Origin of the sequence: Streptomyces sp. NPDC014734 (assembly GCF_043083325.1) — a bacterium.
Lineage (GTDB): Bacteria > Actinomycetota > Actinomycetes > Streptomycetales > Streptomycetaceae > Streptomyces.
Genome location: NZ_JBIBYN010000001.1, coordinates 335,604 through 359,874, shown reverse-complemented (window position 1 = coordinate 359,874; position 24,271 = coordinate 335,604). Strand labels below are relative to the sequence as shown.

Genomic DNA, 24,271 nt, shown 5'->3' with positions numbered 1-24,271 from the left:
GGAGGCCACCCGGCAGGCTCTCAGACCGGCCGGAACCAGACCGTGGCCAGCGGCGGCAGCGTCGGCGTCAGGCTGCCGGGCAGGCCGTGCGCGGACACCGCCTCGGCCTTCAGCGGATCGGGGTGGCGCACGTCGCCGCCGCCGTACCGCGCCGCGTCCGTGTTCAGGACCTCCTCCCACGCGACCCGGCCGCCCCGCACGTCCGGGACGCCGACGCGGTAGTCGTGCCGCACCACCGGGGAGAAGTTGCTGACGGCGAGCAGCGGGGAGCCGTGCCCGTCGTGGCGCAGGAAGGCGAAGACGTTGTCCTCGGCCGCACCCCCGTCCACCCAGGCGAAGCCCTCCGGCGAGGTGTCGCGCTGCCAGAGCGCCGGGGTGGCCCGGTACACCGCGTTCAGATCGCCGACCAGCCTGCGTACGCCCCGGTGGTCGTCGGCCGAGTGGTACGTCGGGTCGAGCAGCCACCACTCCGGGCCGTGCTCCTGCGACCACTCCGCTCCCTGGGCGAACTCCTGCCCCATGAAGAGGAGTTGCTTGCCCGGATGGGCCCACATGAAACCGAGGTAGGCGCGGTGGTTGGCGCGTCGCTGCCACCAGTCGCCGGGCATCTTGCTCACCAGGGCCCGTTTGCCGTGCACCACCTCGTCGTGCGAGATCGGCAGCACGTAGTTCTCGCTGTACGCGTACACCATCGAGAAGGTCATCTCGTTGTGGTGGTACTTGCGGTGCACCGGCTCCTTGGACACGTACTGGAGCGAGTCGTGCATCCAGCCCATGTTCCACTTCAGGCCGAAGCCGAGCCCCCCGTAGCCACCGGCCCCGACCCGGTCGGTCGCGCGGGTCACACCGTCCCAGGCGGTGGACTCCTCGGCGATCGTGACGACACCGGGATTGCGCCGGTAGACGGTGGCGTTCATCTCCTGGAGGAAGGCGACGGTGTCCGGATTCTCCCGGCCGCCGTGCTCGTTCGGGGCCCACTGCCCGTCCTCGCGCGAATAGTCGAGGTACAGCATCGAGGCGACGGCGTCGACCCGCAGCCCGTCGACGTGGAACTCCTCGCACCAGTACGTGGCGTTGGCCACCAGGAAGTTGCGCACCTCCTTGCGGCCGTAGTCGAACTCCAGCGTTCCCCAGTCCGGATGCGCCGCCCGCGACGGGTCCGTGTGCTCGTACAGCGGGCGGCCGTCGAACTCGGCGAGCGCCCAGTCGTCGCGCGGGAAGTGCGCGGGCACCCAGTCGACGATGACACCGATGCCCGCCCGGTGCAGGGCGTCGACGAGGTACCGGAAGTCGTCGGGCGTTCCCAGACGGGCCGTCGGGGCGTAGAAGCCGGTGACCTGATACCCCCAGGAGCCGCCGAAGGGATGCTCGGCGACCGGCATCATCTCCACGTGCGTGAAGCCCAGTTCCCGCACGTACTCCGGCAGCTGCACGGCGAGTTGGCGGTACGTCAGTCCCGGTCGCCAGGACGGGAGATGCACCTCGTACACCGAGAACGGGGCCTCGTGCACCGGTACGTCCCCGCGGTGCGCCATCCACTCGTGGTCCCGCCACTCGTGGTGCGCGGCCGTCACGATCGAGGCGGTGGCGGGTGGCGCCTCGGTCCTGCGGGCCATCGGGTCGGCCCGGGTGGTGTGCGAGCCGTCGGGCCGGCAGATGTCGAACTTGTACAGCGCGCCCTCGCCGATCCCCGGCAGGAACAGCTCCCACACCCCGCTGGCGCCGAGCGAACGCATCGGGAAGCCGGTGCCGTCCCAGAAGTTGAAGTCCCCGACGACCCGTACCCCCCGGGCGTCGGGCGCCCACACGGTGAACCGGGTCCCCGTCACGCCCTGGTGCTCCATGGTCCGGGCGCCGAGGGCCGTCCACAACTCCTCGTGACGGCCCTCGCCGATCAGATGGAGATCGAGTTCTCCGAGCGCGGGCAGGAAGCGGTACGGGTCCTGGACCTCGATCGCGTCGTCCGCGTAACCGACAAGGAGCCGGTACTCGGGCAGCGACGGCATCGGCAGGAGCCCGGAGAAGAGGCCGTCGCCGTCGTCGTGCAGGTCCGCCCGCAGCCCTTTGGCCAGCACCGTCACGGACCGCGCGTACGGGCGCAGCACGCGCAGGACCATTCCGCCGCGGACCGGATGGGCACCGAGCAGGCCGTGCGGGTCGTGGTGCTCGCCGGCGAGCAGCCGGGCCCGGTCGCCGTCGTCGAGGGGCCGCGCCTCGCGGACCCCCTGGCCGCCCGCGCCGCCGCGCGGCCGGGCCGGCGCGGCACGCCGGGCGGCCGGTCTTCTCCCCGCGACAGGGGCGGGCGGCCGCGGGGGCGCCGGTTCCGGGGCGGGCGGCACGGGTTCCTTCGTCGGCAGCGGAGTCCGGCGGGCCTCGGCCTCGGCGGGAACCGGCGTGGTGCGGGACGGCTTACGGGCGGTCACGGGGGACGGCCTCCTTCGCGGATGGACGTGGGGCGGAACGAATGGGCAGCGGGCGCGGGGTGTCAGTCGGCGACGGCGGCCAGCCGGTGGATCGCGGCCATCGGGACCGGCAGCCAGTCGGGCCGGTGCCGCGCCTCGTACAGCACCTCGTACACCGCCTTGTCGGTCTCATGGGCCCGCAGCAGCTCCGGTTCGCCGCGCGGGTCCATGCCCGAGGCCGCCGCGTACCCCTCGCAGAAGGCGGTCCGGCAGCGCGCCGCCCAGGCGGCGTTCCACGGGCGGTGCGAGCGGGCCGCGTAGTCGAAGGAACGCAGCATTCCGGCGACATCGCGTACCGGCGGCTGCGGGCGGCGGCGCTCGGTGAGTGGCTTGGCCGGTTCGCCCTCGAAGTCGATCAGTGACCAGAAACCGTCGGCCGCGCGCAGCGTCTGACCGAGATGGAGGTCGCCGTGGACCCGCTGCGCCGCCCAGTCGCGGCCCCGGTCGCCGAGGGAGGCGACCGCGTCGAAGGCCGTGCGCAGACCGGGCACGTATGGCAGCAGCGCCGGTACGGCGCGCGCCGCGGCCTCCAGCCTCCGCACCATCGCGTCGGCCAGGTGTTCGGTCTGGCCGCGGTGCAGTGCCGGTGTGGGCAGGGCGGCGGCCAGCGCGGTGTGGACCTCGGCGGTGGCCCGGCCCAGCGCGTGGGCCTCGACGGTGAAGTCGTGGCCCCGGGCGAGCGCGCGCAGCGCGAGCTGCCAGCCGTCCTCCGCGCCGCGCAGGAACGGCTGGAGGACGCCGAGGGTGAGCGGCTCCGGCGCGGTGGCCTCGAACCAGGCGACGGGCGCGGGCACCCGCCCGCACCCCTCGCGGGCGAGCGCGAGCGGCAGTTCCAGATCCGGGTTGGTGCCGGGGAAGACCCGGCGGAAGATCTTGAGGATGTAGGCGTCGCCGTAGACCAGCGAGGTGTTGGACTGCTCGGTGTCCAGGACGCGCGGGGCGGCCCCCGCGGCGATCGGGGCTCCGCCCCGGTCGAAGCGCAGCGCGCCGAGGCTGCCGGGGGTGCGGAGCCGCTCCAGCAGGAGTGCGGCGAGGCGCGGGTCGTGCAGTCCCTCGTAGACCGCGCGTCCGGCGAGCGGTCCGTCCGCCGGGCGGCCGATGACGGCGGCCGCGGACCGGGGCGGCAGCGTCGCCCTTACACCGAGCAGCAGTTGGTAGCAGTCGGCCGGCCACTGGGCGGGAGCGGACGGCTGGTGGGCGCGGACCAGCAGATGGAGCAGCCCGGCCCCGGTTCCGGCACCCACGGCGGGGGAGTCCACCGGCAGTACCTCGGTCGCCGACACCAGTGAGAACGCGGTGATCGGCTGTCCCTTGCCCGCGAACCACCGCTGCCGGGGCAGCCACTCGTGCAGCAGCGGGGCGAGGGACGGGAGCAGAGCAGTGCTGTCGGCCATGGCGACCCGAGTGGATGCAGCCTCCGACATGGCAACGCGTCCTTTCCCCGGGCACACCACAGGATGCGAAGAGTGTCCCGGATTGCGGCATTGGGTGTCCGGCTGTGCGGGACGTGTCGGGTCAGGATGGTCCGTACGGACTCGGCTCGCGGGTGCGGGACACCGGCGGCGGACCGCGAGGTCCCGGAGCGGGGTGAGGGCATCCGGAGGCGCGAGGCGTCCGGGTGAGGGGAGCCGGACCGGAGAAGGGGAGGGGCGGGGGCGGCAGGGGGGAGCGTGTCCGCGGGGCGGATGCTGGTGCGGGGCGGCGGCAGCCGCCCCGCGGTCGGGGCGCGGGGCGCCCGGTCAGCTCGGCGGCACGTCGCGGCGCAGCCGGAACCAGTAGAAACCGTGCCCCGCGAGCGTCAGCAGGTAGGGGAGCCGGCCGATGGCCGGGAAGCGCACCCCGCCGATCAGCTCCACCGGATGGCGTCCGTCGAACGACTGGAGGTCGAGCTCCGTCGGCTGCGCGAACCGGGAGAAGTTGTGCACGCACAGCACGAGATCGTCCCCGTGCTCCCGGGTGAAGGCGAGCACGGCCGGGTTCGACGACGGCAGTTCGTTGTACGAGCCGAGACCGAAGGCCGGGTTCTGCTTGCGGATCTCGATCATCCGCCGCGTCCAGTGCAGCAGCGACGACGGGGAGGCCATCGCCGCCTCGACGTTGGTGACCTGGTAGCCGTAGACCGGATCCATGATCGTGGGCAGGTAGAGCCGCCCGGGATCACTGGAGGAGAACCCGGCGTTGCGGTCGGGCGTCCACTGCATCGGGGTGCGTACCGCGTCCCGGTCGCCCAGCCAGATGTTGTCACCCATCCCGATCTCGTCCCCGTAGTAGAGGATCGGGGAGCCGGGCAGGGACAGCAGCAGCGCGGTGAACAGTTCGATCTGGTTGCGGTCGTTGTCCAGCAGGGGCGCCAGCCGGCGCCGGATGCCGATGTTGGCGCGCATCCGCGGATCCTTGGCGTACTCCGCGTACATGTAGTCGCGCTCTTCGTCCGTGACCATTTCGAGGGTGAGCTCGTCGTGATTGCGCAGGAAGATGCCCCACTGGCAGTTCTTCGGGATCGCCGGGGTCTTCGCCAGGATTTCCGAGACGGGGTAGCGCGACTCGCGGCGCACGGCCATGAAGATCCGCGGCATCACGGGGAAGTGGAACGCCATGTGGCACTCGTCGCCGCCGGCCTCGTAGTCGCCGAAGTAGTCGACGACGTCCTCCGGCCACTGATTGGCCTCGGCGAGCAGCACGGTGTCCGGGTAGTGCGTGTCGATCTCCTTGCGGAGCCGCCTGAGGAAGTCGTGCGTCTCGGGAAGGTTCTCGCAGTTGGTCTCCTCGCGCTGGTAGAGGTACGGCACCGCGTCCAGCCGGAACCCGTCGATGCCGAGGTCCAGCCAGAAGCGCAGCGAGGCGAGGATCTCCTCCTGCACCGCCGGGTTCTCGTAGTTGAGGTCGGGCTGGTGGGAGAAGAACCGGTGCCAGTAGTACTGCTTGCGCACCGGGTCGAACGTCCAGTTGGACGTCTCCGTGTCGACGAAGATGATCCGGGCGTCCGGGAACTGCTTGTCGTCGTCCGCCCAGACGTAGTAGTCGCCGTACGGGCCGTCGGGATCGGTGCGGGACTGCTGGAACCAGTCGTGCTGGTCGCTCGTGTGGTTCACGACGAAGTCGATGATCACGCGCATGCCGCGTTGGTGCGCGGCGTCGACGAACTCCACGAAGTCCGCCAGGTCGCCGAACTCCGGAAGCACCGCGGTGTAGTCGGAGACGTCGTAACCTCCGTCCCGCAGCGGCGACTTGAAGAAAGGCGGCAGCCAGAGGCAGTCGACGCCGAGCCACTGGAGGTAGTCCAGTCTGGCGGTGATGCCCTTGAGGTCGCCGATGCCGTCGCCGTTGGAGTCCTGGAAGGACCGGACGAGTACCTCGTAGAAGACGGCGCGCTTGAACCAGTCGGGATCGCGGTCCTTGGCCGGGGTGTCCTCGAACGTGTCGTGGACGGGCTCATTGACGATCATGGTGTGGGTGACCCTCCGGTCGGCGGGGACGGTCGCAGAACCACGATGTGCGCGGGCGTGACGCCCGGCTCCAGGCGCACATAGAAGGTTCTGCCCCAGTGATAGGTGTCGCCGGTGAGCTCGTCGCGCACCGGCACGCTCTCGTGCCGGTCGAGGCCGAGTCGCGGCATGTCCAACGAGACCGTGGCCTCCTGGGTGTGGTGCGGGTCGAGGTTGACGACCACCAGAACGATGTTCGAACCCGAACGCTTGCTGTACGCGATCACCGCCTCGTTGTCGGTGGAGTGGAAGTGCACGTCGCGCAGTTGCTGGAGCGCCGGATGGCGGCGCCTGAGGCGGTTGAGACGGGTGATGAGCGGGGCCAGCGAACGGCCCTCGCGCTCGGCCGACTCCCAGTCCCTGATCCGGATCTGGTACTTCTCCGAGTCGAGGTACTCCTCGCTGCCGGGCCGGACGGGGGTGTTCTCGCACAGCTCGTAACCCGCGTACACGCCCCAGGAGGGGGAGAGCGTCGCGGCGAGCACGGCCCGCGCCTCGAAGGCCGGACGGCCACCGTCCCGGAGGTAGTCCGGCAGGATGTCCGGGGTGTTCACGAAGAAGTTGGGCCGCATGAACGACGCGGTCTCGCCCGCGAGTTCCGTGACGTACTCGGTGATCTCGCGCTTGCTGTTGCGCCAGGTGAAATACGTGTAGGACTGCTGGAACCCGACGGCGGCCAGCGCGCGCATCATCGCGGGCCGGGTGAACGCCTCGGCCAGGAAGATCACATCCGGATCCGCCCCGTTGACCTCGGCGATCACCCTCTCCCAGAAGACCACCGGCTTGGTGTGCGGATTGTCCACCCGGAAGATCCGCACACCGTGGTCCATCCAGAGACGCAGCACGCGCACCGTCTCCGCGACCAGCCCGCACAGGTCCTTGTCGAAGGCGATCGGATAGATGTCCTGGTACTTCTTCGGCGGATTCTCGGCATGGGCGATCGAGCCGTCGACACGATGGTGGAACCATTCGGGACGTTCCTTCACCCAGGGATGGTCGGGCGAGCACTGGAGCGCGAAATCCAGCGCGATCTCCATCCGCAGCCCGCGGGCGGTCTCCACGAAGTGGTCGAAGTCGTCGAGGGTGCCCAGACCGGGGTGGACGGCGTCGTGCCCGCCCTCGGCCGAGCCGATCGCCCACGGCACACCCACGTCATGCGGGGCGGGCGAGAGCGAGTTGTTGGAGCCCTTGCGGTGGGTGGTGCCGATGGGGTGGATGGGCGGGAGGTAGACCACGTCGAACCCCATGGCGGCCACCGCGGGAAGCCGCTCGGCGGCGGTGCGGAAGGTGCCACCGACGATCCGGCCGCCCGGTGCCCCGGTCCGGCCCCGCCCCGCCGCACCGGCCGGTTCCGCCCGGGCGCCCTCCGAACGGGGGAACAGCTCGTACCAGGAGCCGAACAGGGCCCGTCGGCGCTCGACCAGCAGCGGGAGCGGGGCGGACGCGGTCACGAGTTCGCGCAGCGGGTGACGGTCGAGCGCCGCCCGGGTCTCGGGGGCGAGCGCCGCGGCCAGCCGCTCGGCGGCCGGCCGGGACACGTCGCGCAGGGCGTCGGCCGCCGCCAGCACCGCCTCCCGCCCGTCCCGTTTGGGCACGCCCGCGGCGGCCCGTTCGTGCAGTTCGGCACCCTCCGCCAGGACGAGCGCGGTGTCGACGCCCGCCGGGATCTTGATCCGGGCCGCCTCCCGCCAGGTGGTGACCGGGTCGCTCCAGGACTCGACCGTGTACGACCAGCGCCCCTCGGAGTCCGGGGTGACATCGGCGCCCCACCGGTCGGTTCCGGGTGCGAGTTCGCGCATCGGTGTCCACGGACCGGGACGCCCGTGGGGGTCGAGCAGGACCACATTGGCGGCGACGGCGCCGTGCCCCTCGCCGAAGACGGTCGCGGTGACCCGGAAGGTCTCACCGGCGACGGCCTTGGCGGGCCTGTTGCCGCAGTCGACCAGCGGACGGACGTCGAGGACGGGAATGCGACCGATCATGGAATCCTCTGGGACGGGGCTGGTGCCCGGTGCCCCTCCCGGCGAACATGGCCGGTCACGGCACTGGCGGGGCACGTCGGTGCCGCGGAGCGCGAGACGAACGCACCGCGACCGGTGGGGTTCCGTCCTTTCTAACCGCTCGGTGGACCCCTCATGGGGTGCGGGCGTGCCCGCGCCCGTCCCCATTCACTCGAATGGCAGTCGAACGACCCGTGTGCGTGCCCCCGGGGCCGTGTCCGACAAGTCCGTGTGGAATCGTCGGACACGGCCGGGGGAAGGCCGGTGCGTTCGGGGCGGTGGACACGCGGGCGGTGCCGGGGTGACGGAACGACGCCCGCCCGTGGCGCGTCCGCCGGGAACCGCGCCTCCCCTGTAAAGGTGGAACACGTGAAGGCCATCCGTCGGTTCACCGTGCGTCCCGTCCTCCCCGAACCCCTCCGACCGCTCAGCGACCTCGCCCGCAATCTGCGCTGGTCCTGGCACACCGAGACCCGCGACCTCTTCCGGGCCGTCGACCCCGCGGCCGGGTCGGCGGAGTGCGATCCCGTGCGGCTGCTCGGTGCCGTGTCCGCCGGGCGGCTCGCCGAGCTGGCCGGGGACGAGCAGTTCCTGCGCCGGCTCGCCGAGGCGTCCGCGGACCTGAGGACCTATCTGGACGGGCCCCGCTGGTACCAGGACCAACTCGCCGGGGGCGCGGAGCTGCCGGCCGCCGTCGCCTACTTCTCGCCCGAGTTCGGGGTGACCGCCGCCCTGCCCCAGTACTCCGGCGGGCTCGGCATCCTCGCCGGCGACCACCTCAAGGCCGCCAGCGACCTCGGCGTCCCGCTCGTCGCGGTCGGCCTGCTCTACCGCCACGGCTACTTCCGCCAGAGCCTGTCCCGGGACGGCTGGCAGCAGGAGCACTACCCCGTGCTCGACCCCAACGAGCTGCCCCTCGGCCTGCTCCGCGAGGCCGACGGCAGCCCCAGCCGGGTGGTGCTCGCCCTTCCCGGCGGCCGGTCGCTGCACGCCCACATCTGGCACGCCCGGGTCGGGCGCGTGCCCCTGCTGATGCTGGACTCGGCGGTGGAGGAGAACGCGCCCGGCGAACGCGAGGTGACCGACCGGCTGTACGGCGGCGGCAGCGAGCACCGGCTGCTGCAGGAGATGCTCCTCGGCATCGGCGGGGTACGGGCGGTGCGCACATACTGCCGGCTCACCGGGCATCCGGCGCCCGAGGTGTTCCACACCAACGAGGGCCACGCGGGTTTCCTCGGACTGGAACGCATCCGTGAACTCGGCGGCACCGGACTGGACTTCGACGCGGCGGTGGAGGCCGTGCGGGCCGGAACCGTCTTCACCACCCACACCCCCGTGCCCGCCGGGATCGACAGGTTCGACCGCGAACTCGTCGCCCGGCACCTCGGCGACGACGGCGAACTCCCGGGCGTGGACGTCGAACACATCCTGCGCCTGGGGGACGAAACCTACCCCGGCGGCGAGCCGGAACTCTTCAACATGGCGGTCATGGGCCTGCGGCTCGCCCAGCGCGCCAACGGTGTCTCCACCCTCCACGGACAGGTCGGCCGGGAGATGTTCGCGGGACTGTGGCCCGGCTTCGACGCCGCGGAGGTGCCGATCACGTCCGTCACCAACGGCGTCCACGCACCCACCTGGGTCGCGCCCGAGATCCTCCGGATGCACGGCCCGTGCGACGGCGCCCCCGGCCGCACGGCACCAGCCGACTCCATCCCGGACCGCGAACTCTGGGACCTGAGACGGACCTTGCGCGCCCGGCTCGTCACCGAGGTGCGCGAACGGCTCCATGCCTCCTGGCGCGACCGGGGGGCCCAGGCCGCCGAACTCGGCTGGATCGACGGCGTGCTGGACCCCGACGTGCTGACCATCGGATTCGCCCGCCGCGTCCCCTCGTACAAGCGCCTCACCCTGATGCTGCGCGACCGCGACCGGCTGGGGAAACTGCTGCTCCACCCGACCCGGCCGGTCCAGATCGTCGTCGCCGGAAAGGCACACCCCGCCGACGACGGCGGCAAGCGGCTGGTGCGGGAACTCGTGCGGTTCTCCGACGACGCCCGGGTCCGCCACCGCATCGTGTTCCTGCCGGACTACGGCATGGCCATGGCCCAGAACCTCTACCCGGGCTGCGACGTCTGGCTCAACAACCCGCTGCGCCCCCTGGAGGCCTGCGGCACCAGTGGCATGAAGGCCGCGCTCAACGGCTGCCTCAACCTCTCGGTCCTCGACGGCTGGTGGGACGAGTGGTACGAGCCGGACTTCGGCTGGGCGATCCCCACCGCCGACGGCCTCGCCGTGGACGAGGACCGCCGCGACGATCTGGAGGCGGGCGCGCTCTACGAGCTGATCGAGGACCGGATCGCGCCGCGCTTCTACGACCGGGACGGCGAGGGGCTCCCGGGACGCTGGATCGAGATGGTCCGCCGGACGCTGCGCGACCTCGGCCCCAAGGTCCTCGCCGAGCGCATGGTGGCCGAGTACGTGGAACGGCTGTACGCGCCCGCGGCGCGGGCGCACCGTGCCACGGACCGCGGCGCGGCCCGGCGGCTCGCCGGATGGAAGGCCCGCGTCCGCTCCGCCTGGCCGGGTGTCGCCGTCGATCACGTGGAGGCGTCGGCGGCCGACGGCGCGGGCGGTTCGGCCGAACTGGGTGCGACGCTGGTGCTGCGCGTCAGGATCGCCCTCGGGGCACTGGAACCGGACGACGTGGAGGTGCAGGCGGTGGCCGGCCGGGTGGACGCGGCCGACGGGATCTCGGACGCCCAGGTCTTCCCGCTGAAGCCGGCCGGAGGCCAGGACCTGGAGGGCCGCTGGCTCTACGAGGGGCCGCTGACCCTCGACCGCACCGGCCCGTACGGCTACACGGTGCGGGTGCTCCCCACGCATCCGCTGCTCGCGACCGGCGCCGAACTCGGGCTGGTGGCGCTGCCCGCGGAATCGGCGGGGGACGGTGCCGGGGTGTTCCTGCGCTGAGAGCCTGTCGGAGGTCACCCGGCAGGCTCTGGCCGGTGCGCGAACGGCGAACCGCCCGGGAGGAGCGCGAGGCTTCTCCCGGGCGGTTCGCCGTTCAGATGGTCCGGGCCGGGCCCGGAGCGGTGGTCCGGGGAGTCGGAGCGGCGTTCACGAGGCGCCGCCCCGGACTCCGGGGACACCACCGGTGGTTCAGAAGGTCAGCTTGAAGCTGTTGATCTTGCCGGTGTCGCTCGTGTACATGTCCTGGACCTTCAGCTTCCAGGTGCCGTTCGCGGCGACCGACGACGCGTTGACCGTGTAGGTGGTCTTGATGTCCGCCCCCGAGTCGGAGATGGAGGCGCTCTTCAGGCGGAACGTGGTGCCGTTCGGGGCGACCAGGTCGACGTTCAGGTCACCGCGCCAGCTGTGGCTGATGTCCACGCCGACCTTGAGGGCGCTCGGCGCGTTGCCGGTGCGGCCGGTGACGTTGACCGAGGTGGTGACGGCGGCGCCGCGGTCCGGGATGGCGACCGAGGTGCTGTTCTCGAAGACGGTGCCCTCGGGGTCGGGGTCGGTGCCACCGCCGGGACGGGTACCGACGTTGATGGCGGCCCAGGCGTCGGCGACGGCCTTGTACTCGGCGCTGGTCGTGCCGTACAGCTCACCGGCCGCGGCGAGGGTCCCGGTGCGGGCCGCCGCGTAGTTCGTGGTGGAGGTGAACTTGGTGGTGAGCGCCTTGAACCAGATCTTCTCGGCCTTGTCGCGGCCGATGCCGGTCACCGGCAGGCCGTCGGAGGTCGGCGAGTCGTAGGAGACGCCGTTGATGACCTTGGCGCCGCTGCCCTCGGAGAGCAGGTAGAAGAAGTGGTTCGCCGGACCCGAGGAGTAGTGGACGTCGATGTTGCCGATGCCCGAGTACCAGGCGTCCTTGGAGATGCCGTCCCTGCTCGGCTTGTCCTGGTAGCGCAGCGGGGTGCCGTCCCCGTTGATGTCGATCTTCTCGCCGATGAGGTAGTCGCCCTTGTCGGTGGCGTTGTTGGCGTAGAACTCGACGGCGGTGGCGAAGATGTCGCTGGTCGCCTCGTTGAGGCCGCCGGACTCGCCGCTGTAGACCAGGTTGGCGGTGGAGGCGGTGACACCGTGCGACATCTCGTGGGCGGCCACGTCGAGGGCGGTCAGCGGGTTCGCGTTGCCGCTGCCGTCGCCGTACGTCATGCAGAAGCAGCTGTCCTGCCAGAAGGCGTTGACGTAGTTGTTGCCGTAGTGGACGCGGGAGTACGCGCCGACGCCGTCGCCCCGGATGCCGGTGCGGCCGTGGACGTTCTTGTAGTAGTCCCAGGTCTCCGCGGCGCCGTAGTGGGCGTCGGCGGCGGCCGTCTCGGCGTTCGACGGGCTGCCGTTGCCCCACACGTCGGTGGAGTTGGTGAACAGCGTCCCGGTGCCGGAGGAGCCGTGGTTCAGGTTGTACGTCTTGTGGTTGCCGCGACCGGTGTCGGTCAGCGTGTACGACGGCGCGGTGCCGAGGGTGACCTGGCCGCTGTACTCGGTGTTGCCGACGCCGTTCTCGACCGCCTGCCACTCGTACAGCTTCGCCCCGGTGGCCGCGTCCGTGACGACGTGCAGCTCGTTGGGGGTGCCGTCGTGCTGGAGGCCGCCGACGACGGTCTCGTAGGCGAGCTGCGGCTTGCCCTGCGCCATCCAGACGACCTGGCGGGGTGCCCGGTCGGCCTCGGTCTTCTGCGAGCCGTCGGCCTTGGCGAGCCCGAGCGCCTGCTTCTCGGCGGCCGCGGGGGCGACGCCGGCCTTCAGGTCCATGGCCTTCAGCGTGCTGCTGCTGACCCCGGAGGCCTTGACGACGCCCTGGGTCACGCCGGCCTTGGACTCCTTGACGACCATGTCGCCGCCGAGTACCGGGAGTCCGGCGAAGGTGCGCTCGTAACGCGTGTGCGTGGTGCCGTCGTTGTCCTGGATGACGTCCTTGACGACGAGCTTTTCCTGAGAACCGAGACCGAGTTCCTTGGCCGTGGCCGCCTTGGTCGCGTCGGCCTCGCGGATCAGCTCGGCACGCTGGGACGGGGAGAGCTGCTTGGCCAGTGCACCGTACTGGGCGCCGGCGGTCGCGGCCTGCGCCGCGGTGTCGGCGCCGGGGGTGGCAGTGGCGGTTCCGGCCTGGACGCCGACGGCGAGAAGCGCTGCTGCGGCGATCAGAGCGCCGGTCGCGGTGGCACGACGGCTGGGCGTGGATCTCACGCGGACTCCTTCTGCGAGGGGGGTACCGGCGGCAGGGTGTACCGGCCGGGAGAACGAGAAGTGCGCAGAACGGGGTGAAGAGTGTCAGCCGGAGACGTGTTCTGTCAGGACCGCGTCAACAACTTGGCCGGAAGTCGTTCGTTGCCGGAAAGGTCATGTTCGTTAAGCGGACGTTTCGCCGATCATCACCGGGTGGTCGTCCGGGGTCCGTTGCGGCCCGAATTCGAAGAGAGTGTCGAGGTCGACCTCGAACGGATTCTGTTCGAACGGGGGGAGGGGGAACGGGTGAGCGCCACTGGCCGAGATGGCGTCGAACTGTGGCTCATATCTTTCCGTCTGTTCCGTGCCGGACGGCCCGCCGTCCCGAGGCGTGCGGCCCCTGCCCGGGGGCTCAGGACGACACCCGCCGGGCACGGGCGGGCAGGACGGGGCGGGTGTGCGGCCCGGTGCGCGACGGGGGCGTGGGGCCCGGGAGGGGCGCGGTGCCGGTCCGGGCGACGTCTCGCCCGCGGCACGGGACGGGGTCCGGGCGCGAGACGTCCGGGCCCCGGGCCCCGGGCCACCGCCCCTACACCGACCGGAGCCCCCGAGCGGCGAGTTCCGGCCCCGGACGGACCACACGGGGCGGCGTGACGGTGACGGGGCGGTGGCGGGCGCGGCCGTGACGGTGGCGTGGCGCCGTGTGGCGGAGGGCCGTGTGGCGGAGGGCCGTGTGGCGGACGGTGACGGAGCGCCGTCCGGAAGTGGGGTGCGTCAGCCGGTGGTGAGCACCATCCGGAAGCGGGCCGCGCCCGAGAGCATCTTCCGGTACGCCTCGGCGACGTCGTCCAGCGGCACGTTCTCGGTCATCGGACGGATGCCGTGCAGCACGCTGAACGCCAGGGTGTCCTGCACGTCCTGCGCGGTGCCGGACGGGTGGCCCCGGACGATCCGGCCGGCCATGAGGAGCTGGTTCGGACTGATGCCCAGCGGTTCGGAGTCCGCCCCGACGACCACCAGCTCACCGCGGGGCGCGAGCCCGTCCGCGGTTGCCGTGATCGCCCCGGAGTTCGCGGCCGTGGCCAGGACCACCCGGGCACCGCCGAGCGCCTGCAGGGCGTCCGCGACGGAGGTGCCCGCCGTGCTGTCGATGTAGTGGTGCGCGCCGAGCTCCTCGGCGAAAGCCGCCTTGGCCGCCCCGCGCGCGATGGCCACGGTCTCGAAACCCATCGCGACCGCGTACCGCACCCCCAGGTGGCCGAGGCCACCGATGCCGAGCACGGCGACCAGGTCGCCCGGCCGGGCGGAACTCCGTCGCAGGCCGTTGTACGTGGTCACACCCGCACAGCCCAGCGGCGCCGCGTCCGTCGCGGCCAGCGCGTCGGGAATCCGGGCCAGCGCGTCCGCGGGCGCGATCACCGTCTCGGCGTAGCCGCCGTCGTACGCCCAGCCCGGGACCTTCAGGTACCGGCACACGACGAAATCGCCCTGCCTGCACGGCGTGCAGTGGCCGCAGCTGCCGCCGAACCAGCCCACCGCCACCCGGTCGCCCACCTGCCAGGCGCTCTCCGCGCCCTCGCCGAGCTCCTCGATCCGCCCGGCGATCTCGTGCCCCGGGACCACCGGGAACCGGACCCCCGGAAGCAGGTCGTCCACGAAGAGGGCGTCACTGTGGCAGATGCCGCAGGCGTCCACGGCCACGCGCACATGGCCCGGACCCGGCCGCGGCACCTCGCGCTCGACGATCTCGAACGGGCCACCGGCGGTGGCGACCTGCGCGGCTCGACAGACGCTCATCCGGCTCTCTCCTGGTCACGGCGGGACATCCCCCGGGTCCAGCAGACCGGCCCGGGCCCGATCACGCACGCCGAACGGGGCGGGCAGGTGACGCGCACACCGGGGGAGGGAAGGCGGCGGCCCGTGGACGACCGGTTCCCCTCCACGACCGGCTTCTCCACGGCCCGGCGCGTGACAACCGCCCCGGCCCTGGGTGGGATCAACGGCTCTCCCGAGCGGGGCGCCCCGGATCCCAGGTGTGCTGGATGCCGTACTGCACAGCGTTCACGGTCGCGGAGTCCCGGGCCGTGTTCGTCTGCGTGGGCGCGGGCGCACTGCCGATTCCCCGGCCGCCGTCGGCGGCGGCCGCCAGCCGTGCGACGACGCCTCGGGCGGCGGGATCGTCCCGGAGCAGCACCGCCAGCTCCAGGGCCCAGTACGCGAGCAGCGTCCCCCGCACCCCCTCCGGGTCCACCGCGCCCCGGACGAGGGCGGCGTTGGCGTCCAACTGGGCCTCCAGAGCGCTCCGGCGCCCGCGGCCGGACCGGCGGAACAGCCCGACGACGGCGTTCCGGGTGTCCTGCCACACGTCCGTGGCCATCGCCGTGACCACGGCCGCGGCGCCCGCCTCGGCCAGCACGGTCAGTTCGTCGTTCATCCGCTTCCTCTCACCTCTTCCCGGTGATGCTGATGTTCTGGGTGCCGTGCTGCGTCGCGTAGATGACACCGTGGCCCGAGGCCTTGTTGACCATCCGCGCGCCGCCGGGCGGATCCGGCGCCGCGGGGACCTCGTCCGCCGGTTCCCGCGGCAGGGCCCCGCCCGGCAGATGCAGCCAGGCGTCGGCGGTGTGCTCCTTCACCGTGAAGCCGACCTCGCGGAAGTCCTCCGGATACAGGCCGTGATGGCCGTTGCGCACCGTCTCCTCGTAGAAGTGGCGGGAGAGCAGCAGCGAGACCGTCACCGCCTCCGGCGCCCCGGCCAGGGCGGCCCGCGCCGGCGGGGCGTCGAGCAGCCGGGACAGCACTTCCAGCGGGCTGCCGGCGACCTCCCCGGTGGGTGCGAGGTGCACGTCGCCCGCGTGCAGCGCGACACGGACCCGCATCCTGGCCCGGGGCGCCGCGTCCCGGTTGTGGGCGCGCAGACGGAGCGCGAGCTCATGGACCAGCGGATGGATCAACGCCGACTTCCGCGTCCCGGCCGGTGCCGTCACGCGCATGCCGTCGCCCAGATCGTGGCGCAGACACGCCTCCCAGTCGATGCCGCTCTCCAGGAACGCGTCGCGGAGCAGGCCCGACAGCGCTCCGCGCATCTCCATCAGGGCCCGGTCCCCGCGCCCCGCGGACCGCTCGATGTCCACGGCCAGGACCGCCCGGTACTCCAACTCTGCTTCCATACGTCCCTCTTCGGCTCGTTCGACGGGGCCCCGCTCCAGTGTGCCCGGCTCGGGAGGCGCACAACTCGTAGGAATACGGGGTCCGGAGAGAAGCGGACGGCGCGCCCGAAACCCGTGCGGTCGCGGGAGCGGGGACGCACACTGGGTCCGAGGCCGTCAGCTGTGCGGGGAGGGTTCGACCATGGACGCGGGACGTTCTTCGCGCGGGCGGGCCGGACGATTGCGCGAGACGTGGGCCTGGCCGACGACGAGCCTGCTCGGCGGCCTCGGCGAGGCCGCCCGCGAACGGCTGCTGGAGGCCGGTGTTCCGGTGCGCCACCCGGCGGAACGTATCCTCATGCGGGAGTCGGACCGCACCGACTTCGTCCTGATCCTGCTCGACGGGGTCGTGAAGGCCACCGGACGCACCGAGGACGGCCGCGATGCCCTCCTGGCCGTCCGGATGGGCGGAGACCTGGTGGGCGAGTTGGCCGCGCTGGACGCCAGCCCCCGCTCGGCCACGGTCACGACCGTCGGGCCCGTCGCCGCCCGCCGGCTGACCCGCGCGGAATTCCTCGGCTGCGTGCGGCGCGACGCGCGCCTGGCGGACGCCGTGAACCGGAGCATCGTGGCCAAGCTGCGTACGGCCAACACCCACCGGGTCAACTTCACCGGATGCGACGTCGCGACCCGGCTGGCCCGTGTGCTGCACCATCTGACGATGACCTACGGGGAGCGCGTCGGGGCCGGAGCGGTGATCCACTGGCCGATCACCCAGCCGGAACTGGCCACCCTGTGCGGCGCGGCGGAACCCAGTGTGCACAAGGCCCTGCGCCGTCTGCGCGCCCTGGGCGCCGTGTCCACCGGCTACCGCAGCATCCGGGTCGAGGATCTCGCCCTGCTGCACTCGGTCGCGTATCCGGAACCCTGAAGTCGCTTGTGCAGAAGCTGTGGTGGTCGCCCACCGATGTCCCGGAAACCGTACTTTGACGAAGGCCCGGCACGTGCTCGTGGCTAGCGTGACGCCGCAAGGACGACAGCGAGGCATGACGAGTGCGGCGGGGGAGTTCCGATGGCTCACGGAGACGAGAACAGGACACGGGCGGCGGCCGACACGGGACGGGGCGCGCCGCCCGGCGACGGACATGCCGATCACCGGATCGACATCGCGGGGAACGCCTCCGGTCCGGTGGTCGTGGGCCACCACAACGTGGTCGTCGACGCCGACCACGGTTCGACGGTGACCCTGCTCGTGGAGGGCGAACGCCCCCGGCCGGTCCGCCGTCCCCGGGTGGCTCTCCTGCCCCGGCGCCAGGCCACCCCCCTCGGCCGGGACGCCGAGCTGCGACGGCTCGCGGACGCCGTCCGGGACAGCGGCCCGGTGCAGGTGTGGGGCGTGTCCGGAGTCGGCAAGAGCGCTCTGCTGAGGCACGCCGCGCGTACCCTCGATCCCGGTCCGGACGGGGTGCTCTTCCTCGACGCCGCCCGGCGGGAACCCGAGGATCTCGCCCAGGACATCTTCGAGGCCTGCTACGAGGCCGCGGGCTACGCCCCGTCCAGAACCGAACTGCGCCGCCTCATGGGCGAGATCGAAATCACGGTGTACCTCGACAACGTCGGGTTCACCGCCGAGGCGCTGCGGACCCTCATGGACGCCGCCCCCGACGCGACCTTCGTCGTCGCCGGACGGGACAGAGTGCTGCTCGGCGACGGCAGCGCGCTGCGCCTCGAAGGGATCGACCGGGACGCCGGGCTGGAGCTGCTGGAACGCGAGCTGGGCCACGCCCTGGCACCGGAGGCCGAACAGGGCCCGGCGGCGGCCCTGTGGGAGACCGCGTCCGGCCGCCCCCTGCTGCTGCTGCGCGCGGCGGCGCTCACCCGCACGGACCCGTCGGGCGGTACGGTGCTGCCCCGCCCCGGCGAGGTCGCGGACCTGCTCCCGCTCCTCCTCGACCGGCTCGACGGCGCCCCGTTGCGGGCACTGCGCCTTCTCGCGGCCCTCGGGGACGCCGAGTTGGACCCCGCGCACATCGGCGCCCTCAGCGAGGCGTCCGACGCACCGGCCGTGTGCGCCCGGATGGCCGGCCTCGGCCTGGTCGAGCAGACGGAAGCGGGCTACCGCGTCGTGTCCGACGTCGTGCCGGTGCTGCTGGAACGCGAGCCGGTTCCCTTCCCCGTCGAGCGACTGTCCGACCACTTCGCCGAGTGGATCGCCCTGCCCTCCACGACCGCGGCCGACATCGCGCGGTACGCCCGGGCCCTGGAGCAGGTGGCCGAGCTGGCCGAGCGGGCCGGGCGGCCCGAACTCGCGGTACGGATCGTCCGGGCCGCCTCTCCGGCCCTGGCCCGCTCCCTGCGCTTCGGCGTCTGGGGCCGTCTCCTCGAACGCGGCCTGCCCGCCGCCCGGCGGGCCGACGACCGTCAGGCCGTGGCGTACTTCACCCACGAGCAGGGCATCCGCAAACTGCTCACCGGCCACCGGGTCACCGCGGCCGTGCTGCTGACGGAGGCGGTCGTCCTGTGGCGGCAACTCGGCGACCTGCACGGAGCCCATGCCGCGGCGGGGGCCCAGCAGTACGTGCCACCGCCGTCGGCGGCGGCACCTCCGGCACCGCACGCGGACGGGGCGGCGCAGGCGCTGCAACCCGGCGGCCCCGATCCGGCTTCGGTTCACGGCGGGGCGGCCCATGGTGCCGGGACGCCGACCGATCCGGGAACGACGGTCGATCCCGGGTCGGCGGTCGATCCGGGGTCGGCGGTCGATCCGGGGTCGGCTGCTCACCAGGCCGGGGCACACCAGGCCGGTGCGCACCATGCCGGGGCACATCACGCCGGTGCTTCGCACGCGGCGGCCCCGCATGCCGGTGCCCATGGTGCGGCCGGTGCCCATGGCGCGGCGGGGACGCACGGTGCTGCCGCCGCCCACGGGGCCGCCGCCCACACCGCCGGCGCCGCCCACCTCAGTGCCTCGGCGGTCACCGGAACCGCCGGAACCGCCGGAGCGGGTGCGGCGGGCGTGGCGGGTGCGGGTGCGGCGGCGGCCGGCGCGGGGGCCGCTGCGGCCGGGACCTCCGCCGCCGTCGCGGCGCTGCTGAAAGTGGTCGCGGTCATCGTCGCCGTCGTCATCGGCGGAGTCGCCGTCCACCAGGCACAACTTTCGGGGGACCCCACCGATCCCCCACACACCGGCACCGGTCTCGCCGGGGTGTGGCGGGACAGCGGCGGCGGCATGTACGAGTTCGAGGAGACGGGCACCGGGTCCTATTCACAGACCGGAAAGGACGTGTGCGGCAACGTGAGCACCATGGAATTCACCGGTGGCGACGGCACCTACACCACCGTCGGGGAGTTGTACGACACGGCGAGTGGTTCCTGCGGGGCGGTCATCGGTGAGGTCACCACGACCGTCACACTCGACCCGGGAGGGGACACCGCTCAGGTCACCATGGAGATGACGTCCGGCGACGAGGGAGCGCAGTGCTACGACTGCGGGACGAGCACCCTGACCCGCCAGTCGTAGCCGCCCGGAACACGAGGAGAACGCCATGAGCCGCAACACCATCCGCATCGGTGGCGACGCCTCCGGCCCGGTCGTGGCCGGGGACGGCAGCCGTGTCGAGGTCCGCCACGCACCCGCCGACCCCGCACCCGCCGACACCGCGTCGGCCGACAACGGAGCCGCCGACACCGCACTCGCCGATACCGCGCCGACCCAGAACAACACGGCCAAGGGGCACGGCACCCTCTTCGCGGTCCTGGAGGGCGATGTGCACGTCCACCACGAAGCCACCGGTCCTACCGGTCCTACCGGCACCGCCGGTACTTCCGCCGCTTCCGGCGCCTCGGAAGAGGACTGAAACCACGGGGGCGCGCCGGGGGCTGTCATCGGACGCCCCCGGCCTTCGGACGGCACCGCACATCGAGAGGCGTCCCCCCGCGCCCCGGCCCGTCACGTCAGGCTGTCCCGCCAGGCCCGGTGAAGACCCGCGAACCGGCCGGTGCCGGCGATGAGTTCGGACGGGGTGCCGTCCTCCACGACGCGACCGTGCTCCATCACCAGCACCCGGTCCGCGATCTCCACGGTCGACAGGCGGTGCGCGATCACCACCGCCGTGCGACCGCGCAGCACCGTGTCCATGGCCCGCTGCACGGCCCGTTCACCGGGGATGTCCAGGGAACTCGTTGCCTCGTCCAGGATCAGCACCGACGGATTGGCGAGCAGGGCCCGGGCGAACGCGACGAGTTGGCGCTGACCTGCCGAGATCCGGCCACCCCGTTTGCGTACGTCCGTGTCGTACCCCTCCGGGAGGCCGGTGATGAACGCGTGCGCGCCGATCGCCCGGGCGGCCCGCTCGATCTCCTCACGCGTCGCGCCCGGGCTGCCGATCGCGATGTTCTCGGCGACCGTTCCGGAGAACAGGAACGCCTCCTGGGTCACCATCACCACGCCCCGCCTCAGCTCGGCCACGGCCAGGTCCCGCAGGTCGGTCCCGTCGAGCAGTACGTGTCCCTCCGACGGGTCGTAGAAGCGGGCCAACAGCTTGGCCAGCGTCGACTTGCCCGCGCCCGTCGAACCGACCACGGCGACGGTCTGCCCGGCCGGGATCGTCAGATCGAAACGGGGCAGTACCTCGCCGCCCGTGCGGTAGGCGAAGCGCACCGAGTCGAAGACGACCTCGCGGCCCGGGTGCTCGCCGGTGAGGGCGGGCAGTTCCCGGGGCTCCGACGGCTCGGGAACGGACGGGGTCTGGGCCAGCAGCCCCGCGATCTTCTCCAGTGAGGCGGCGGCCGACTGGTAGGAGTTGAGGAACATCCCCAGCCGGTCGATCGGGTCGTACAGCCGCCGCAGGTAGAGCACGGCCGCGGCCAGCACACCGAGCGCCAGCGTGCCCGACGCCACCCGGTACGCGCCCCACAGCACGATCCCGGCGACCGCCGTGTTGGCGACCAGCCTGGAGCCGACGACGTAACGCGCCATCTCCAGCATCGCGCCGCCGTTCGACCAGCGGTGCGTGTCGTTGAGCTCCTCGAAATGGGCGTCGTTGGCCCGCTCCCGGCGGAAGGCCTGCACCGGACGGATGCCGTTCATCGACTCGGCGAACTTCACGATGACCGCGGCGATCGCCGACGACCGCGCGGTGTACAGGACCCCGACCCGTCGTAGGTAGGACCGGACCAGCAGGTACAACGGCACGAAGGAGAGCACCGCGACCGCGCCGAGACCGAGATCCAGCCAGAGCAGCACCAGTGAGATGGAGACGAACGACAGGATGACGGTGATCAGTTCCTGCAGACCCTCGCTGAGCAGTTCCCGCAGCGACTCCACGTCCGTGGTGGAGCGGGAGATCAGCCGGCCCGACGTGTAGCGCTCGTGGAACTCCACGCTCAGCGCCTGCGCGTGGCGGAAGATCCGTCCGCGCAGTTCGAGCAGCACGTCCTGGTTGATCCGGGCGGAGACCTGGATGAAGGCGTACTGCATGGCCCCCGCGACGGCCGAGCACACCGCGTACCCGACGGCCACCGCGATCAGCGGCCCGTGGTCCGCGTCGCGGAAGGCCGGTACACCGCTGTCGATGGCGTACGCGACGAGCAGCGGCCCCGCCTGCACGGCTGCCTGCTGGACCAGCAGCACCAGCGCCGACACCAGCACCAGGACCCGGTGCGGACGCAGCAGCGACAGCAGCAGCGCGAAGGTCGCACCGGGGGGCGCGGGCAGGTCGTCCCGGTCGAACCGGTCCCGCTCGTCGCCGGGCGGGGGCGCCTGCGCGGGCCCCTTCCGGGCGTCCCGCCGTCCGGCGGCCCCGGTCGTCGTACTGGTCATCGGGTGCTGCCCTTCTCGGCGGGAACGTCCGGCACGAGGTGGTCGTCGGCGGACGGACCGGGGGACGCGTCCCCGTCCGGGGGACCGGCAGGGGCACCCCCGCCGGGCGGGCCGGTGCGGGTGTCCACGGCGAAGGCGTCGGCCCCGCTGTCGGCACCCGACATCAGCCAGGCGTACTCGGCGCTGCCGCGCAACAGCTCCTGGTGGGTGCCGACCGCGGTGATCCGGCCGCCGGAGAGCAGCGCCACCCGGTCCGCGAGCATCACGGTGGACGGCCGGTGCGCCACCACGATCGCCGTCGTCTCCCGGAGCACCTGGCGCAGTGCGGCCTCCACCAGCGCCTCGGTGTGCACGTCCAGGGCCGAGAGCGGGTCGTCGAGCACCAGGAAACGGGGCCGGCCGAGTACGGCGCGGGCGAGCGCCAGCCGCTGCCGCTGGCCGCCGGAAAGGCTGAGCCCCTGCTCGCCGACCTGGGTGTCGATGCCCCGGGGCAGGTCGTGCACGAAGTCGGCCTGGGCGACCGAGAGCGCGCGGTGCAGCGCGTCCTCCCCGGCTCCCTCCGCGCCCATCAGGATGTTCTCGCCGACGGTCGCGGAGAACAGGGTGGGTTCCTCGAAGGCCACCGACACCAGCTCGCGCAGTTCCTGCCGGGGCATGGCGGTGATGTCCCTGCCGTCGAGCGTGATCCGTCCCGCGGTGGCCTCGTACAGCCGCGGCACGAGGGCGGTGAGCGTCGTCTTGCCCGAGCCCGTCGCCCCGACCAGCGCCATCGTCTCGCCGGGCCGGATGTTCAGGTCGATCCGGGACAGCACGGGCGCGGAGGCGGGATCGGCGTCGGGGTAGCGGAACTCCACCCCCTCGAACACCATCCCGCGGTCTGCGTCCGCGTCTGCGTCTGCGTCTGCGTCCCGGCGCACGGAGCCGTCCGCAACGGCCGGGGCGTCCTTCTCCTCCGCCACGTCCATGACCTCGAAGAACCGCTCGGTCGCCGTCGCCGACTCCTGGCTCATCGCCAGCAGGAAGCCGATCGACTCGATCGGCCACCGCAGTGCGAGGGCGGTGGAGAGGAAGGCGACCAGCGTTCCCGCCGAGAGCCCGCCGTCGGCGACCTGGACCGTGCCCAGGACCAGCGCCGCCCCGATCGCCAGCTCGGGAACCATGGTGTTGACCGCCCACAGGGTCGCGAGCAGCCGCGCCTTGCCCAGCTCCGTGCCGCGCAGCTGTTCGGACAGCGCGCGGAACGCGCGGGTCTGGCTGCGGTGCCGGCCGAAGCCCTTGATGATGCGGATGCCCAGCACGCTCTCCTCGACCACCGTCGTCAGGTCACCGACCTGGTCCTGGGCCCGGCGCGCCACGATCGAGAACTTCGTCTCGAAGACGAGGCAGACGATCGCCAACGGCACCACCGGAGCGAGCAGCACCAGTCCCAGCGTCCACTGCTGCATCAGCAGAATGACGCAACCGACCAGGATCGTGGTGCCGTTGACCAGCAGGAACGTCAGCGGGAAGGCAAGGAACATGCGCAGCAGCATCAGGTCCGTGGTGGCCCGGGAGAGCAACTGCCCCGACGGCCAGCGGTCGTGGAAGGCCACCGGCAGTCGCTGGAGGTGCCGGTACAGGTCGGCCCGCATCGCCGCCTCGACCCCGGCCAGCGGCCGGGCCACCAGCCAGCGGCGTACCCCGAAGAGGGCGGCCTCGGACAGGCCCAGCAGCAACAGGTACAGCGCGCCGAGCCAGACACCGCCCAGGTCGCGCTCCGCGACCGGGCCGTCGACCATCCACTTCAGGACGAGCGGGATCACCAGGCCGGCGCAGGAAGCGACGATCCCGACCAGCGCGGCGGTGAACAGTCGCTTGCGCACCGGTTTCACATAGGGCCACAACCGCAACAGGGAGCGTGCCGTGGAGTGGTCCTTGGGTTCTGCATGTTGTTCGGGCATCGCGGTCGAGCCTACGGTTCGACCCCGACATCGCTCATGTGGTTTTCTCCCGCCGGACGATGACACGGCGTCGGCCGCGTCGGGCAGGACGGGAAGGACGGCTCGGGAGAGGCCCGGTCCCGGCCCCGATTCCGGCCCCGGTCCTGGCCCCGATTCCGGCCCCGGCTCCGGTTTCGGCCGCCGGTCGCGCGCGCCACAGGTCGTACCCGGCATCAACCGATCGGCCGATGCCCCTT

14 protein-coding genes are annotated in these 24,271 nt (G+C 72.4%); 4 read left to right on the top strand and 10 right to left on the bottom strand.

What is annotated here, in order from left to right:
* Window positions 1-20 precede the first annotated feature (20 nt).
* From glgB to ACF1CT_RS01580, 4 genes are all read right to left on the bottom strand, one after another.
* Complete coding sequence (gene glgB / locus ACF1CT_RS01595; RefSeq protein ID WP_391781721.1) at window positions 21-2,423, bottom strand: 1,4-alpha-glucan branching enzyme; 2,403 nt, start codon at window positions 2,421-2,423, stop codon at window positions 21-23.
* 62 nt (window positions 2,424-2,485) lie between these two features.
* Entirely contained in the window at window positions 2,486-3,886 is a 1,401-nt protein-coding gene (locus ACF1CT_RS01590; RefSeq protein WP_391781720.1) for a maltokinase, read from the bottom strand.
* Between the two features lie 315 nt (window positions 3,887-4,201).
* Window positions 4,202-5,908: a maltose alpha-D-glucosyltransferase gene (gene treS, locus ACF1CT_RS01585; RefSeq protein WP_391781719.1), complete on the bottom strand. Its 1,707-nt coding sequence runs from the start codon at window positions 5,906-5,908 to the stop codon at window positions 4,202-4,204.
* Window positions 5,905-7,929 (bottom strand): maltotransferase domain-containing protein, encoded by a 2,025-nt coding sequence (locus ACF1CT_RS01580; RefSeq protein ID WP_391781718.1) that lies wholly within the window; start codon window positions 7,927-7,929, stop codon window positions 5,905-5,907. The genes treS and ACF1CT_RS01580 overlap by 4 nt, the downstream gene beginning before the upstream one ends.
* Window positions 7,930-8,316: 387 nt before the next feature.
* Here ACF1CT_RS01580 and glgP point away from each other — a divergent pair, with 387 nt between their 5' ends.
* Complete coding sequence (gene glgP, locus ACF1CT_RS01575) at window positions 8,317-10,917, top strand: alpha-glucan family phosphorylase (protein WP_391781717.1); 2,601 nt, start codon at window positions 8,317-8,319, stop codon at window positions 10,915-10,917.
* 189 nt (window positions 10,918-11,106) lie between these two features.
* On the opposite strand, the gene ACF1CT_RS01570 is transcribed toward glgP, so the two are convergent.
* From ACF1CT_RS01570 to ACF1CT_RS01555, 4 genes are all read right to left on the bottom strand, one after another.
* Window positions 11,107-13,146: a M4 family metallopeptidase gene (locus ACF1CT_RS01570; protein ID WP_391781716.1), complete on the bottom strand. Its 2,040-nt coding sequence runs from the start codon at window positions 13,144-13,146 to the stop codon at window positions 11,107-11,109.
* Window positions 13,147-13,899: 753 nt separating this feature from the next.
* Window positions 13,900-14,922, bottom strand: a complete 1,023-nt coding sequence (locus tag ACF1CT_RS01565) for an alcohol dehydrogenase catalytic domain-containing protein (protein WP_391781715.1) — start codon at window positions 14,920-14,922, stop codon at window positions 13,900-13,902.
* A 199-nt stretch (window positions 14,923-15,121) separates the two neighbouring features.
* Window positions 15,122-15,559 (bottom strand): hypothetical protein, encoded by a 438-nt coding sequence (locus ACF1CT_RS01560; protein ID WP_391781714.1) that lies wholly within the window; start codon window positions 15,557-15,559, stop codon window positions 15,122-15,124.
* 10 nt (window positions 15,560-15,569) lie between these two features.
* The gene (locus ACF1CT_RS01555; protein WP_391781713.1) at window positions 15,570-16,295 is read right to left on the bottom strand and encodes a hypothetical protein; all 726 of its coding nucleotides are present in this window, start codon (window positions 16,293-16,295) and stop codon (window positions 15,570-15,572) included.
* A gap of 181 nt (window positions 16,296-16,476) precedes the next feature.
* On the opposite strand from ACF1CT_RS01555, the gene ACF1CT_RS01550 reads away from it, so the two are divergent.
* The 3 genes from ACF1CT_RS01550 (at window position 16,477) to ACF1CT_RS01540 (ending at window position 20,131) form a co-directional block, all read left to right on the top strand.
* Complete coding sequence (locus ACF1CT_RS01550) at window positions 16,477-17,205, top strand: Crp/Fnr family transcriptional regulator (RefSeq protein WP_391781712.1); 729 nt, start codon at window positions 16,477-16,479, stop codon at window positions 17,203-17,205.
* 141 nt (window positions 17,206-17,346) lie between these two features.
* Window positions 17,347-19,794 carry an ATP-binding protein gene (locus ACF1CT_RS01545; RefSeq protein WP_391781711.1) on the top strand — a complete coding sequence of 816 codons (2,448 nt, stop codon included), beginning with the start codon at window positions 17,347-17,349 and terminating at the stop codon, window positions 19,792-19,794.
* Window positions 19,795-19,819: 25 nt separating this feature from the next.
* A complete protein-coding gene (locus ACF1CT_RS01540) occupies window positions 19,820-20,131 on the top strand; it encodes a hypothetical protein (RefSeq protein ID WP_391781710.1) in 312 nt (103 codons plus the stop codon).
* A gap of 92 nt (window positions 20,132-20,223) precedes the next feature.
* On the opposite strand, the gene ACF1CT_RS01535 is transcribed toward ACF1CT_RS01540, so the two are convergent.
* The gene (locus ACF1CT_RS01535; protein WP_391781709.1) at window positions 20,224-22,095 is read right to left on the bottom strand and encodes an ABC transporter ATP-binding protein; all 1,872 of its coding nucleotides are present in this window, start codon (window positions 22,093-22,095) and stop codon (window positions 20,224-20,226) included.
* Complete coding sequence (locus tag ACF1CT_RS01530; protein ID WP_391781708.1) at window positions 22,092-24,035, bottom strand: ABC transporter ATP-binding protein; 1,944 nt, start codon at window positions 24,033-24,035, stop codon at window positions 22,092-22,094. Before ACF1CT_RS01530 ends, ACF1CT_RS01535 begins: the two co-directional genes overlap by 4 nt.
* Between the last annotated feature and the right edge of the window lie 236 nt (window positions 24,036-24,271).

What these genes read in the sequence shown, in the direction of transcription:
- ACF1CT_RS01590 (WP_391781720.1), bottom strand. Translation starts at nt 3,886, where the DNA reads ATGTCGGAGGCTGCATCCACTCGGGTCGCCATGGCCGACAGCACTGCT.
- treS (WP_391781719.1), bottom strand. Translation starts at nt 5,908, where the DNA reads ATGATCGTCAATGAGCCCGTCCACGACACGTTCGAGGACACCCCGGCC.
- ACF1CT_RS01580 (WP_391781718.1), bottom strand. Translation starts at nt 7,929, where the DNA reads ATGATCGGTCGCATTCCCGTCCTCGACGTCCGTCCGCTGGTCGACTGC.
- ACF1CT_RS01565 (WP_391781715.1), bottom strand. Translation starts at nt 14,922, where the DNA reads ATGAGCGTCTGTCGAGCCGCGCAGGTCGCCACCGCCGGTGGCCCGTTC.
- ACF1CT_RS01560 (WP_391781714.1), bottom strand. Translation starts at nt 15,559, where the DNA reads ATGAACGACGAACTGACCGTGCTGGCCGAGGCGGGCGCCGCGGCCGTG.
- ACF1CT_RS01555 (WP_391781713.1), bottom strand. Translation starts at nt 16,295, where the DNA reads ATGGAAGCAGAGTTGGAGTACCGGGCGGTCCTGGCCGTGGACATCGAG.
- ACF1CT_RS01550 (WP_391781712.1), top strand. Translation starts at nt 16,477, where the DNA reads ATGGACGCGGGACGTTCTTCGCGCGGGCGGGCCGGACGATTGCGCGAG.
- ACF1CT_RS01545 (WP_391781711.1), top strand. Translation starts at nt 17,347, where the DNA reads ATGGCTCACGGAGACGAGAACAGGACACGGGCGGCGGCCGACACGGGA.
- ACF1CT_RS01540 (WP_391781710.1), top strand. Translation starts at nt 19,820, where the DNA reads ATGAGCCGCAACACCATCCGCATCGGTGGCGACGCCTCCGGCCCGGTC.
- ACF1CT_RS01535 (WP_391781709.1), bottom strand. Translation starts at nt 22,095, where the DNA reads ATGACCAGTACGACGACCGGGGCCGCCGGACGGCGGGACGCCCGGAAG.
- ACF1CT_RS01530 (WP_391781708.1), bottom strand. Translation starts at nt 24,035, where the DNA reads ATGCCCGAACAACATGCAGAACCCAAGGACCACTCCACGGCACGCTCC.